Origin of the sequence: Kribbella sp. NPDC004875 (assembly GCF_042873375.1) — a bacterium.
Classification (GTDB): Bacteria; Actinomycetota; Actinomycetes; order Propionibacteriales; family Kribbellaceae; genus Kribbella.
Window position 1 is genome coordinate 1972729 of sequence record NZ_JBIALI010000001.1, and the last position, 12911, is coordinate 1985639.

Consider the following 12911-nt stretch of genomic DNA (forward strand, 5'->3'; position numbering starts at 1 on the left):
TAAGCACCGATGAGTCATGAGCTGACGTGGCTGCTGGTCGCGGTACCGGCGCTGTCCGCGGCGATCCTGCTGCTCGGTGGCAAGGCCACCAACGCATGGGGTCACCTGCTGGGCACGCTGGCGCCGCTGATCTCCTTCGCCTTCGGCGTCGTGCTGTTCTTCCAGATGCGCGGCCTGTCCGGTGAGGAGCGGTCCGAGACGGTCAACCTGTTCGAGTGGTTCTCGGTCGGCCACATCAAGGTCGAGTTCAGCCTGCTGGTCGACCCGCTGTCGATCCTGTTCGTGCTGCTGATCACCGGTGTGGGTTCGCTGATCCACATCTACTCGATCGGCTACATGGAGCACGACCCGCGCCGACGGCGGTTCTTCGGCTACCTGAACCTGTTCGTCGCGGCGATGCTGCTGCTGGTGCTGGCAGCCGACTACCTGCTGGTGTTCGTCGGCTGGGAGGGCGTCGGTCTGGCGTCGTACCTGCTGATCGGGTTCTGGCAGCACAAGAACTCGGCCGCGGTCGCCGCGAAGAAGGCGTTCGTGGTGAACCGGGTCGGTGACATCGGCCTCTCGCTCGCGGTGATGAGCATGTGGGTGGTCTTCGGCTCGTCGGCCTTCGGCACCGTGTTCGCCGGCGCCGACAAGCTGACCACCACCTGGGCCACGCTGCTCGGCCTGATGCTGCTGCTGGCGGCCTGCGGTAAGTCCGCGCAGGTGCCGCTGCAGTCCTGGCTGCTGGACGCGATGGAGGGCCCGACCCCGGTGTCGGCCCTGATCCACGCGGCGACCATGGTCACCGCCGGCGTCTACCTGGTGGTGCGGTCGGGCGCGATCTACGAGCAGAGCGACGCGGCCTCGACCGCGGTGGTCATCGTCGGTACGGTCACCGCGCTGGCCGGTGCGGTCATCGGTTGCGCCAAGGACGACATCAAGAAGGCGCTGGCCGGTTCGACGATGAGCCAGATCGGCTACATGATGCTGGCCGCCGGTCTCGGCCCGGCCGGGTACGTGTTCGCGATCTTCCACCTGCTCACGCACGGCTTCTTCAAGGCGAACATGTTCCTCGGGGCCGGCTCGGTGATGCACGGCACCAACGACGACGTGAACATGCGCCACTACGGTGCCCTGCGGACGCCGATGAAGATCACCTTCGTCACGTTCGCGTTCGGCTACCTGGCGATCCTCGGCATCCCGCCGTGGGCCGGATTCTTCAGCAAGGACAAGATCATCGAGGCCGCGTTCGCGGACAACACGGTGATCGGCCTGTGCGCGCTGCTCGGCGCCGGCATCACTGCGTTCTACATGACGCGGGTGATGATCATGACGTTCTTCGGCAAGAAGCGCTGGGCCGACGACGTGCACCCGCACGAGTCGCCGAAGCTGATGACCTGGCCGCTGATCATCCTGGCCGCGCTGTCGCTGGGCGGCGGTGCGCTGTACTTCGCCGGTCACTGGATCGTCAACTGGCTCGAGCCCGTGGTCGGGCACGAGGAGGAGCACGGTCCGGTGAGCGCGGTGGTGATGACGATCATCACGCTCGCGGTGGTCGCCGTCGGGATCGCGATCGCGGTGCTGATGTACCGCCGGGAGGTGCCGCGGGAGGCGCCGGCCGGTTCGCCGATCACCAAGTTCGCGCGTCGTGACCTGTACGGCGACGCGCTGAACGAGGCGGTCCTGATGCGTCCGGGCCAGTACCTGACCCGGACGCTGGTCTGGCTCGACAACCGGGGCGTCGACGGCCTGGTCAACGGGCTGGCCGCACTGTTCGGCGGTCTGTCCGGCCGGCTCCGCCGGTTCCAGACGGGCTTCGTCCGTTCGTACGCACTCAGCATGGTCTTCGGCGCCGCATTCGTGGTCGTCGCCCTCCTCGCGGTGAGGTTGTCGTGAACATCGGTTGGCTGACCCTGTTACTGCTCCTGCCGTTCGTCGGGGCCATCGCGACGATGCTGGTGCCGAAGGCGAAGGCGCTGACGGCCAAGCAGGTCGCGCTCGGGTTCTCGCTCGTGACGCTGGTACTGGCCGTGATCATCGCGATCGGCTACCACCGCAACGGTGCCGAGGACTACGCGGTGACGCACACCTGGATCAAGGCCTTCGGCGCGCACTACGCGCTCGGTCTCGACGGTGTCGGCATCGTGCTGGTGGTGCTGACCGCGCTGCTGTCCCCGATCGTGATCATCGCGTCCTGGAACGACGCGCAGCGCGGCCGCTGGTCGGAGAAGTCCTTCTTCGCCTGGATCCTCGGCCTGGAGGCACTGTCGATCGGCGTGTTCTCCGCGACCGACGTGTTCCTGTTCTACGTGCTGTTCGAGGCCACGCTGATCCCGATGTACTTCCTGATCGGTGGCTTCGGCGGCCCGCAGCGGTCGTACGCCGCGGTGAAGTTCCTGCTCTACTCGCTGCTCGGCGGTCTGCTGATGCTGGCGTCGGTGGTCGGCCTGTACGTCGTCTCGGCCAAGCAGGGCGCACCGTCGTACCTGCTGAGCGACATGATGAAGCTGGACATGAGCCAGAACACCGAGCGCTGGCTGTTCCTCGGGTTCATGTTCGCGTTCGCGGTGAAAGCGCCGATGGTGCCGTTCCACACCTGGCTGCCGGACGCGGCCGGTGAGGCCACGCCGGGGACGTCGGTGCTGCTGGTCGGCATCCTGGACAAGATCGGTACCTTCGGGATGATCCGGTTCTGCCTGGGTCTGTTCCCGAACGCGTCCGAGTGGGCCACCCCCGTGGTCCTGGTGCTGGCGCTGATCTCGGTCCTGTACGGCGCTCTGCTGGCGATCGGCCAGTCCGACATCAAGCGGCTGATCGCGTACACCTCGATCTCGCACTTCGGCTTCATCGTGATGGGTATCTTCGCGCTGACGTCGCAGGGCCTGACCGGGTCGACGCTGTACATGTTCAACCACGGTCTCTCCACCGCGGCGCTGTTCCTGGTGGCCGGCTATCTGATCTCCCGGCGCGGATCCGCGCGGATCGCCGACTACGGCGGGGTGGAGAAGGTCGCGCCGGTGCTCGCCGGGACGTTCCTGTTCGCCGGCCTGTCCAGCCTCGCGCTGCCGGGTCTGTCGCCGTTCATCTCCGAGTTCATGGTGCTGGCCGGGACGTTCAGCAAGCACCGGACGATCGCGGTGATCGCGGTGGTCGGTATCGTGCTGGCCGCGCTGTACATCCTGCTGATGTACCAACGCACGATGACCGGCCCGGTCCGCGACGGGATCGAGAAGCTCAAGGACCTGAACGCGCGTGAGGTCTTCGCGATCGCACCGCTGATAGTCCTGATCATCGGCCTCGGCATCTTCCCGAAGCCGATCGTCGACATCATCAAGCCCGCGGTCGAGGCGACCATGCAGCATGTGGGCGTCACCGACCCGGCCCCGGAGATCCCCGCGACGGAGGGACAGAAGTGAGCGCGTTGTTGCTGCCGCTGGCGGACTTCACAGCGCCGAAGATCGAGTACAACGAGCTGGCGCCGTTGCTCGTGCTCTTCGGTGCGGCGTGTGTCGGCGTGCTGGTCGAGGCGTTCCTGCCGCGGCCGTTGCGGCACCTGGTGCAGCTGGCGATCGCCGTGGTCGCGATCGTCGTGTCCGGCGTACTGACCGGCATCCTGATCGACGGCAACAAGGAGCTCATCGCCGCCCAGGGCGCGATCTCGGTCGACGGCCCGGCGCTGTTCACCTGGATCATCCTGCTGGCGCTGACGCTGATCAGCGTGCTGTTGTTCGCCGAGCGTTCGGTCGACGGTGGCCTGTCGGCGTTCGCCGGCCAGGCGGCCGCGGTGCCGGGCTCCGAGGCGGAGCGGGAGGGTACGGCGGCCCGCATCGAGCACACCGAGATCTTCCCGCTGACGCTGTTCGCGGTCGGCGGCATGATGCTGTTCGCGGCGTCGAACGACCTGCTGGTGCTGTTCGTCGCGCTCGAGGTCTTCTCGCTGCCGCTGTACCTGCTCTGCGGTCTGGCGCGCCGTCGCCGGCTGATCTCGCAGGAAGCCGCGATGAAGTACTTCCTGCTCGGCGCCTTCTCCTCGGCGTTCCTGCTGTTCGGCATCGCGCTGCTCTACGGGTACGCCGGCACGATGTCGCTGGGCGGGATCGCGGACGCGCTGGCCACCCAGACGAGCGGCGACACCATCCTGCTGGCCGGAACCGGTCTGCTGGGTGTCGGCCTGCTGTTCAAGGTGGGCGCCGTACCGTTCCACTCCTGGACGCCGGACGTGTACCAGGGTGCGCCGACGCCGGTCACCGGGTTCATGGCGGCCTGCACCAAGATCGCCGCGTTCGTCGGTCTGATGCGGGTCTTCTACGTCGCCCTCGGCGGCACCCGCTGGGACTGGGCGCCGATGATGTGGATCGTCGCGATCCTCACCATGGTGGTCGGTTCGATCGTCGCGATCACCCAGTCCGACGTGAAGCGGATGCTGGCCTACTCGTCGATCGCGCACGCGGGCTTCCTGCTGACCGCGTTCGTCGGCCTGTCGCAGGTGAGCAGCGGCAACCACAACGGGATCACCTCGACCCAGGCGGTGCTGTTCTACCTGGTCTCGTACGGCTTCCCGACGATCGGCGCGTTCGCGGTCGTGACGCTGGTCCGGGACGCGGGCGGCGAGGCGACGCACCTGTCCCGCTGGGCGGGCCTGGGCAAGAAGTCGCCGCTGCTGGCGGGGATCTTCGCGTTCTTCCTGCTGTCCTTCGCCGGCATCCCGCTGACCGCGGGCTTCACCGGCAAGTGGGCGGTCTTCAGCGCGGCCTGGTCGGGTGGCGCGTGGCCGCTGGTCGTGGTCGCCGTACTGTCCAGCCTGGTCGCCGCGTTCTTCTACGTCCGCGTGATCGTGCTGATGTTCTTCTCCGACCTGCCGGCGGACTCGCCGGACGTGGCGCTGCCCGGGTGGCAGACCACGAGTGCCGTGGCGCTGGGTCTCGCCGCCACCGTCGTCCTCGGTCTGGTCCCCGGACCGGTGCTGGACCTGGCGGCCCGAGCTGGTGAGTTCATCCGTTGAGTCCGACCCCGCTGCCGGCCGAGAGCCTGGGATTCGAGTTCGCCGATGCGGCGCTCGAGTCCCGGGTCCGTGCTGGGCTGGAGGCCGTCGAGCAGGCGCTGCGGGACTCCACCCAGTCCGAGGCGCCGTTCGTCACCGCCGCCGCCCAGAACGTCATGTTCGTCGGTGGCAAGCGGTTCCGGCCGATGCTGGTGCTGCTGGCGGCCGAGTTCGGCCCGGAGCCGGCCGCGCCCGAGGTGGTGAAGGCCGCTGCGGTCGTCGAGCTGACGCACGTCGCGACCCTGCACCACGACGACGTGATGGACGAGGCGGCGCTGCGCCGGGGCTCGGCGACGGCGAACGCGCGCTGGGACAACTCGATCGCGATCCTGTCCGGTGACTGGCTGTTCGCCCGCGCCTCGGATCTGGTCGCCGATCTCGGCCCGGAGGCGGTCCGGATCCAGGCCCGCACCTTCGGCCGGCTGGTCGAGGGGCAGATCCGCGAGACTCTCGGGGTCGGCGAAGGCCAGGACCCGCTCGAGCACTACCTGTCGGTGATGGCCGACAAGACCGGTTCGCTGTTCGCGACGTCGGTGCACTTCGGCGCCCGGTTCGCCGGTGCCTCGGCAGAGATCCAGGAGTCGCTGCGGACCTTCGCCGAGGAGATCGGCGTGGCCTTCCAGCTCGCCGACGACATCCTCGACATCGCCTCCGAGTCCGACCAGTCCGGCAAGACCCCGGGCACGGATCTTCGCGAGGGCGTGCCGACCCTGCCGGTGCTGATCTTCCGCGCCCAGGCGGATCCCACGGATCCCACGGACGCCCGCCTGCTGGAGCTGCTGGACTCGGACCTGTCCGACGACGCCCGCCTGTCGGAGGCGCTCGAACTCCTCCGCGCGCACAAGGCGTTCGGCCAGGCCGAGGACGACGTACGGCGCCGCGCCGCCGACGCCCGCAAACTCCTCAGCGCCCTCCCCGAGGGTCCGGGCCGCGAAGCCCTCGACGCCCTCTGCGACCTGATCGCCACCCGCAGCGTCTGACGCTGTCAGCTCAGAACGTGTTGCGTCTGCGGGCGGTGTGATTGCGGCCGTCGGGGTCGTAGACGTGGTGGGCGAGCCAGCCTGCCCAGAGGGATTCTGTCCGGGTGAGAGGTTGCGGCCGGTGGGGGCGAATGCGACCGCGTGGTCGGAGGCCGTTGCGGCCGTCGGCGTGCCACTCGTCGAGGGTTGCGGCTGTTGCTCGCCAGAGGTCGAAGCCGGTGATCGGGTCGAGGTCGGCGTTCGTGGTGCCGAGGTGTTCGGACCAGAGTTGTGAGCGCAGCGAGCGGGCCAGCTCGGGGGAGTCGATCGCGCAGGTCAGTTCGCTGTCGTTGGTCCAGGACCTGCGGTTGAAGTTGTCCGATCCGCACGTCATCCAGCTGTCGTCGATGATGCAGACCTTCGCGTGGACGTAGATCGGTACGCCGTTCTCGTTCTCGAGGTCGTAGACGGCGACCCGGCCGGAATCCAGCCGTCGCAGCGCCTCGAGCTGGGCGTGCCGAGCCGGCGGTCCGCTGAGCCGGCCGTCCTGGTCCGGGTAGCGCGGGACGACCGCGATGATCCGCAGCTGCGGTGATCGGTTCAGCGCGGCCTGCAGAGCCTCGGCGACCGGCTCCGACCAGAGGTACTGGTCCTCCAGGTAGATGAGCGACTTCGCCCGGCCGAACGCCTTCAGGTACGCGCGGGCGATGCTGTACTCGCCCCGCGGTGCGAACGGGAATCCGGGATGCTTGTGCGCGTAGGTCCGCAGCACCTGGACGGCATGCGGCCCGGCCTCCGGCGGGTCGGGCGTGGTCTCCGGCAGCTCACCCGGGTGCCGGGGCATCCGGGCCAGTCGCTGCATCGCCATCCGGTACGGCGTCCTCCGGTCGAGCGGATGCGGGTCGTCCCAGCGCTCGGCGAAACACCGCAACAGGTCGCCCACGACGGGACCGCGGAGCTCGAGCATCACGTCGTGCCAGGGCGGCCGGGACCCGTACCGGGGATCCATCGGCGCGGTCTGCGGATCGCCCAGGTGCCGCTCGTCGTCGCGCCGCCCGTGACACAGATCGATGCCACCGACGAAGGCGACGTCGGCGGAGGGGTCGTCGCGGTGCCGGATGACGAACAGCTTCTGGTGGTGTGAGGCCAGGCGGCGCACGCGCTGGTCGAGCAGGACCTCGCCGCCGGCGTCGTTCAGCTCGGCACCGAGATGCTGGTTCTCCTGCGAGTTGAAGTTCAGCCGGTCCGAGTGCGACCGCCACAGCAGCGCGCGCACCTCGACACCGGAGCGTGCGAGGTCGCACAGCACCTCACCGATCGACGGCCCGTCGTCGTACAGCTGTTCGTCCGGGTCGCCGCGCCAGTCGGTGAAGAACACGCGATCACCCGGCTGCAGGGCGCACAGTTCGTCGTACAGCCGCTGGAAGTACGTCGTGCCGTGCACCAGCGGCTGGACCAGGTTGCCCTCGGTCCAGGCGCCGGCGTCGTCGAGGCCCGTTGCCGGGTTGCCCCGTTCGGCGGCGGTCAGGAACCAGTCGTGGGTCACCAGCCACCAGTTCCCGCCACCGCCGCGGCGCATGAGCCCGAGTGCGAAAGAAGCTGTTGTGGAAGCCACCAGGTCTGGGCGTCCCTGCGACTGTGTGCGATGCTGTGCCGACTATGAGTAAGGCTGTCGAGCAGGCCGCGCTGACCGTCGAGTCGTTGGCGCAGAGTGTGCTGAGCCGGCTGCCGGAGCTGACGGACGCGCTGGTCGCGACGATCTACGCGCAGAACCCGGCGTACGAGGAACTGGACTCGGTGCCACGGCAGGATCTGTGGCGGTCGTGTCATGACAACGTTGCCCGGGTCGTGCAGATGATCGCCGGCACCGACGACCACTTCGACGCGGCGCAGGCGACCGGCCGGCGGCGTGCGGAACAGCGGATGCCGCTGGACGACGTCCTGAAGTCGTTCCGGCTCGGCGGCCGCCTGGTCTGGGAGGCGTTGATCGACGAGGCTCGTGCCCAGGGCATGGCGGAGTCCGAGGTGTTGCTCGATGTCGCCGGCAAGGTCTGGGAGGTCGTCGACCGTACGTCGTCGCAGGTCGCCGCCGCGTACCATGCGGCCGAGCGCTATCTGGTCCGCGCCGACGAGCAGCGCAGGTCGACGCTCTGGGAGGGACTGTTGCAGGGCCGGGCGGACCGCGCGCTGGTGCAGGAGGCGGCGACCGTCCTGGACGTCCCGGTGGACGGCCCGTACCTCGTGGTGGCGATCGACAACCTGGTCGACGACGACGGTACGACGACGTCGTTCGCGCGCCGGCTCGCCCGTCTCCGGGTCCCGTCCGCGTGGCAGGTGCGGCCACAGGCCGTCGTCGGCTTGCTTGCCCTGGGCACCGAATCTGCCGAGGTGGTACTGCGGGTCCTCCGCGAGCTCGTGCACGCACCGGCGGGCCTGTCCGGCGTTGTCACCGGTCTCGCCCACGTGGACGTCGCCTACCGGCAGGCGATGCTGGCCCGCCGTACCCTGCCGGTCGGCCGGATCGACGTCGCACCGTTGACCGAACGCCTGCCGGAGGCACTGTTGCTCAGCGCACCGGAGCTGGCCGAGCAACTCGTCCAGACCTGGCTCGTGCCGCTGCGCACCCTGCCGACGTCCGAACGCGAGCTCCTGCTCGACACGCTGGACAAGTGGGTGACGGCCGCCGGATCGGTCCGTCGTACGGCGGATCTCGCGCACTGTCACCGGAACACGGTGATCAACCGGCTGAACCGGGTCCATCAGATCACCGGCCGTGACGTCTCCGACGGTGGCCGCCTGGAACTCGGCCTCGCGCTGCGGGCGTTCCGGTTGTTCCCCGCGTGACCGATGGGTCCAGCTGTGCGTTGTGCACAGTGAAGGCGCTGAAAACCTAGGCATTACGGCCATCCCGTGACGTCGGCACCGGTGCCAGACTGCGTTCCCAGCATTGCTCGAGCACGGAGGTCCCTCATGGCCGAACACCGTCGATCGTTGGACCCACCAAGCGAGGAGGTGGCCGCCCGGCGCGGCCTGCTGGGGCGCCGCCGCGTCCTCGGGTACCTGATCGCCGCGCCGACTCTCGCCGTCGGGGTGAGCTGGATCGTCAACGATTCCGACCCGCGGCCGGCCGACGCCGCCGTACCGTCGCTGGCGCAGCCGGAGGACGTCTTCGACCTCGGCGACCTGCAGAACCTGGCGGCCGCACCGACGTCCGGCCTGATCACCGTCGAGCTGCGGACCGACGGTACGGCGTACTTCGCGGTGCCACGCGCGGAGGTCGGGCAGGGCATCACGACCGCGTTCGCGATGATCGTCGCCGAGGAGCTCGACCTGCCGATCGAGAAGGTCGAGATCGGCCTCGCGGACGCCCGGCCCGAGCTGTTGATGAATCAGCTCACCGGCGGCTCGAACTCGATGCGCAGTATGTACGTGCCGGTCCGGACCGCTGCCGCGATCACCCGCCGGCGCTTGGTCGAGGTGGCTGCCCTGCAGTGGGACGTCGCGGTCGACAAGGTGACCGCGGCCGCCGGCGTACTGACCGGGCCGAACGGTCTGACGGCGACGTACGGCTCACTGGCGAAGGCGGCCGCGGTCACGAAGACGCTCAAGGTGGCCGCCGAGCTGAAGCCCGCGTCGGACTTCAAGGTGCTCGGGAAGCCGCACAGCCGGGTCGACGCGCACGACATCGTCACCGGCCGCAAGCAGTTCGCGATGGACCTGCGGGTGCCGGGCGCGAAGCCGACCATGGTCGCCAGGCCGCCGACGATCAACGGGACGCTGCGCTCGATCAACAACCTGGCCGCGCTCCGGGCGCTGCCGGGCATCACCGACGTCGTTGGCATCACCCACGGTGTGGCGATCCGCGGCGAGACGTTCGGCCAGTGCATCGACGCGATCCAGAAGGTCGACGCGACCTGGGGCCCGGGCACCGTGGACTCCGAGTCGGACGCGACCGTGCTGGCCAAGCTGCGCGCGGCCCAGTTGCCGATGGCCGTGCCGCCGTTGCTGTCCAAGACGATCGATGCCGAGTTCGTCTTCGCGTTCGCCAGCAACAGCCCGCTCGAGCCGGACTGCGCGATCGCGGATGTGCGCCCCGGCAGCGCCGAGATCTGGGCGAGCCTGAAGGTGCCGATCGTGGCCCAGGAGGACATCGCCAAACAGTTGGGGCTGCCAATCGATGCGGTGAAGGTCCATGTCGTGCAGGGCGGCGGCTCGTTCGGCCGGCACCTGTTCCACGACGTGGCGGCCGAGGCGGCCGAGATCTCGCAGAAGATGGGCAAGCCGGTGAAGCTGTCCTGGTCCCGGACCGACAACTTCCGCCAGGGCCGCACGCACCCGATGAGTACGTCCCGGGTGCGGGTGAACTACCTGGCCGGCAACGTGCTCACCTACGAGCAGCGGCATACCAGCGTGCAGACCGACTTCGGCCACGGCCTCGGCGAGATGATCACGGCCTTCGCCGCGGACCTGCCGGTCGGCGGGAACCTGTCGTTCGCCGAGACGATCTTCGAGCTGACCCAGTCGTCGCCGTACAACTTCGGGGTCACGACGCAGCTGCTCAACGAGGTGCCGCTGAAGTTCAACACCGGCAGCATGCGCAACATCTACTCGCCGAACGTGGTCTGCGCCGAGGAGCTGATCGTCGATCAGCTCGCCGCGAAGCTGGGGCAGGACCCGGTCCGGTTCCGTCGCAACTTCCTCAAGGACCAGCGGTTGCTCGCGGTGCTGAACAAGGCAGCCGAGGTCGGGCACTGGGGCAAGACGATGCCGAAGGGGATGGCCCAGGGCGTCGGCGTGCACTCGGAGTACCGGGCCGCGGTCGCGACGCTGGTCGAGATCGACTGCCGGCCCGAGACGGTGAACCGGCCGGTCGAGGGCGAAGGGGTGACCGGGCCGCGCGTGACCAAGGCGGTGATCGTCGTCGACCCGGGGTTCTGCATCAACCCGCGCGGCCTGGAGGCGCAGATGATCGGCGGCCTGCAGGACGCGATCGCGCTCGCGCTCACGTCGAGCCTGCACATCAAGAACGGCATCCCGCTCGAAGGCAGCTGGGACAACTACTTCTACACCCGCGAGTGGAACTCCCCGCTGGACGTCGAGGTGGTGATCATGCCGAACACGAGCGAGAGCCCGGGCGGCGCCGGTGAGCTGGCGGTGGCGCCGGCCTTCGCCGCGGTCGCGTGCGCGTACGCGCGGGCGACCGGCACGCTGCCGACGTACTTCCCGATCAACCACGGCAAGCTCGGGTTCGAGCCGTTGCCGGTGCAGCCGTCCACGCCGCAGTCGCCGACCGACGGCCTCGACCACACGTTCTGAGGAACCCATGCCCACTCACACTTTCAAGCTCAACGGCCGGCAGATCAGCGTCGACGCCGAGGACTCCGTGCGGTTGCTGTGGGTTCTGCGCGACCTGCTCGGGGTCACCGGACCGAAGTACGGCTGCGCGCTGAACGTCTGCAAGTCCTGTACCTCGCACATCAACGGCAAGGCGTTCAACCCGTGCTCGGTGCCGGTGAAGGACATCGCCGCGACCGACGAGATCACCACGATCGAAGGGCTGCCGGCGACGGTCGGCAAGGACCTGCACCCGATGCAGGAGGCGTGGCTCGAGTACGACGTCGCGCAGTGCGGGTACTGTCAGCCGGGCCAGATCATGGCTGCGGTCGCGAAGGTGAAGCAGGCCCGCGCCGAGGGTCGCGACATCACCGACGCGGACCTCGACGAGCTGCGCAACATCTGCCGCTGCGGCACGTACTCGCGGATTCGCGACGCTGTCAAAGCCGGCGCGGAGAACATGCGTGCGTGACGTTCTCCCACACGTCCGGCAGTGGTACGCCGACGGCGCACGGTTCGCGATCGCGACGGTGATCGACACGTTCCGCTCGGCCCCGCGCCGGCCCGGTGCCGCGATGGCGGTGTCCGCCGACGGTGTCGCGGTCGGCAGCGTGTCCGGCGGGTGTGTCGAGGCCGACGTGTACGAGGTGGCTCGGGAAGTCATCCGGACGGGTGTCCCGGCGGTCCGGCGGTACGGCGTCTCGGACGAGGACATGTTCGCGATCGGCCTGACCTGTGGCGGAATCATCGAGGTGCTTGTCGAGCCGGTCGACCGAATGACGTTCGCGGACTTCGAGGCGGTGACCGCCGCGGTCGACTCGGGGCGACCGGTGGCGGTGGCGACGGTGGTTCGTGCGGCCGGCGGCTTGGGCCGGCGTCTCGTGGCCGGGCCCGACGGAGTCGCCGGAAGTCTGGGCGATCCGGGTCTGGACGCGGCCGTGGTCGAGGACGTCGCCGGCCTGCTCGACAGCGGTGCTACGGCGATCCGCGAGTACGGCGCGCAGGGCGAATGCCGGCGTACCGAGGTCGCGGTGTTCGTACAGTCGTTCACTCCACCGCCGCGGATGTTCGTGTTCGGGGCGATCGACTTCGCGGCGGCCGTGGCCCGGGTCGGCAAGTTCCTCGGGTACCACGTGACGGTGTGCGATGCGCGCGGCGTGTTCGCGACCCGAGCGCGCTTCCCCGAAGCGGACGAGGTCGTCGTCGACTGGCCGCACCGGTTCCTCGCCGGTGCGCTCGCCACGGTGGACCGCCGTACGGCGTTGTGCGTGCTGACGCATGACCCGAAGTTCGACGTACCGCTGCTGGAGCTGGCGTTGCGGACCGATGCCGGATACATCGGCGCGATGGGATCGCGGCGGACCCACCACGATCGGCTCTCCCGGCTGCGCGCCGCCGGCCTCACCGAGGCCGAGCTCGCCCGGATGTCGTCCCCCACCGGACTCGACCTCGGCGCCCGTACTCCTGAGGAGACCGCCATCTCCATCGCCGCCGAGATCATCGCCACCCGAGCCGCCGCCAGCGCCCGCCCCCTCTCCACCACCACCGGCCGAATCCACGGCGACTACGCCCCAGCGTGAAAGCGATCTGAAAGT

Annotated in this window: 9 protein-coding genes; 8 read left to right on the plus strand and 1 reads right to left on the minus strand. The window is 69.0% G+C overall.

The genetic code is table 11. The features are described 5' to 3' along the window. The first annotated feature begins 9 nt into the window (after positions 1-9). From nuoL to ACFYRH_RS09585, 4 genes are read left to right on the plus strand one after another with little or no spacing between them, the layout of a single operon-like run. Positions 10-1878 (plus strand): NADH-quinone oxidoreductase subunit L, encoded by a 1869-nt coding sequence (nuoL, locus tag ACFYRH_RS09570; protein ID WP_387770772.1) that lies wholly within the window; start codon positions 10-12, stop codon positions 1876-1878. Then, positions 1875-3398 (plus strand): NADH-quinone oxidoreductase subunit M, encoded by a 1524-nt coding sequence (locus tag ACFYRH_RS09575; protein ID WP_387770775.1) that lies wholly within the window; start codon positions 1875-1877, stop codon positions 3396-3398. Before nuoL ends, ACFYRH_RS09575 begins: the two co-directional genes overlap by 4 nt. Beyond that, positions 3395-4984, plus strand: a complete 1590-nt coding sequence (gene nuoN / locus ACFYRH_RS09580) for an NADH-quinone oxidoreductase subunit NuoN (RefSeq protein WP_387770778.1) — start codon at positions 3395-3397, stop codon at positions 4982-4984. The genes ACFYRH_RS09575 and nuoN overlap by 4 nt, the downstream gene beginning before the upstream one ends. Next, a complete protein-coding gene (locus ACFYRH_RS09585; RefSeq protein WP_387770781.1) occupies positions 4981-6003 on the plus strand; it encodes a polyprenyl synthetase family protein in 1023 nt (340 codons plus the stop codon). Before nuoN ends, ACFYRH_RS09585 begins: the two co-directional genes overlap by 4 nt. A 10-nt stretch (positions 6004-6013) precedes the next feature. Here ACFYRH_RS09585 and ACFYRH_RS09590 read toward each other — a convergent pair whose 3' ends face one another. After that, the gene (locus ACFYRH_RS09590; protein WP_387770784.1) at positions 6014-7561 is read right to left on the minus strand and encodes a phosphatidylserine/phosphatidylglycerophosphate/cardiolipin synthase family protein; all 1548 of its coding nucleotides are present in this window, start codon (positions 7559-7561) and stop codon (positions 6014-6016) included. An 80-nt stretch (positions 7562-7641) separates the two neighbouring features. Here ACFYRH_RS09590 and ACFYRH_RS09595 point away from each other — a divergent pair, with 80 nt between their 5' ends. The 4 genes from ACFYRH_RS09595 to ACFYRH_RS09610 all read left to right on the plus strand — a co-directional run bounded on the left by ACFYRH_RS09595 (position 7642) and on the right by ACFYRH_RS09610 (position 12896). Further along, positions 7642-8826: a PucR family transcriptional regulator gene (locus tag ACFYRH_RS09595; RefSeq protein ID WP_387770787.1), complete on the plus strand. Its 1185-nt coding sequence runs from the start codon at positions 7642-7644 to the stop codon at positions 8824-8826. Positions 8827-8973: 147 nt separating this feature from the next. Continuing rightward, complete coding sequence (locus ACFYRH_RS09600) at positions 8974-11298, plus strand: molybdopterin cofactor-binding domain-containing protein (RefSeq protein WP_387770790.1); 2325 nt, start codon at positions 8974-8976, stop codon at positions 11296-11298. 7 nt (positions 11299-11305) lie between these two features. Further along, the gene (locus ACFYRH_RS09605) at positions 11306-11788 is read left to right on the plus strand and encodes a (2Fe-2S)-binding protein (protein ID WP_387770793.1); all 483 of its coding nucleotides are present in this window, start codon (positions 11306-11308) and stop codon (positions 11786-11788) included. Further along, positions 11781-12896, plus strand: coding sequence for an XdhC family protein (locus ACFYRH_RS09610; RefSeq protein WP_387770796.1), 1116 nt, complete (start codon positions 11781-11783; stop codon positions 12894-12896). Before ACFYRH_RS09605 ends, ACFYRH_RS09610 begins: the two co-directional genes overlap by 8 nt. The last annotated feature ends 15 nt before the right edge of the window (positions 12897-12911 follow it).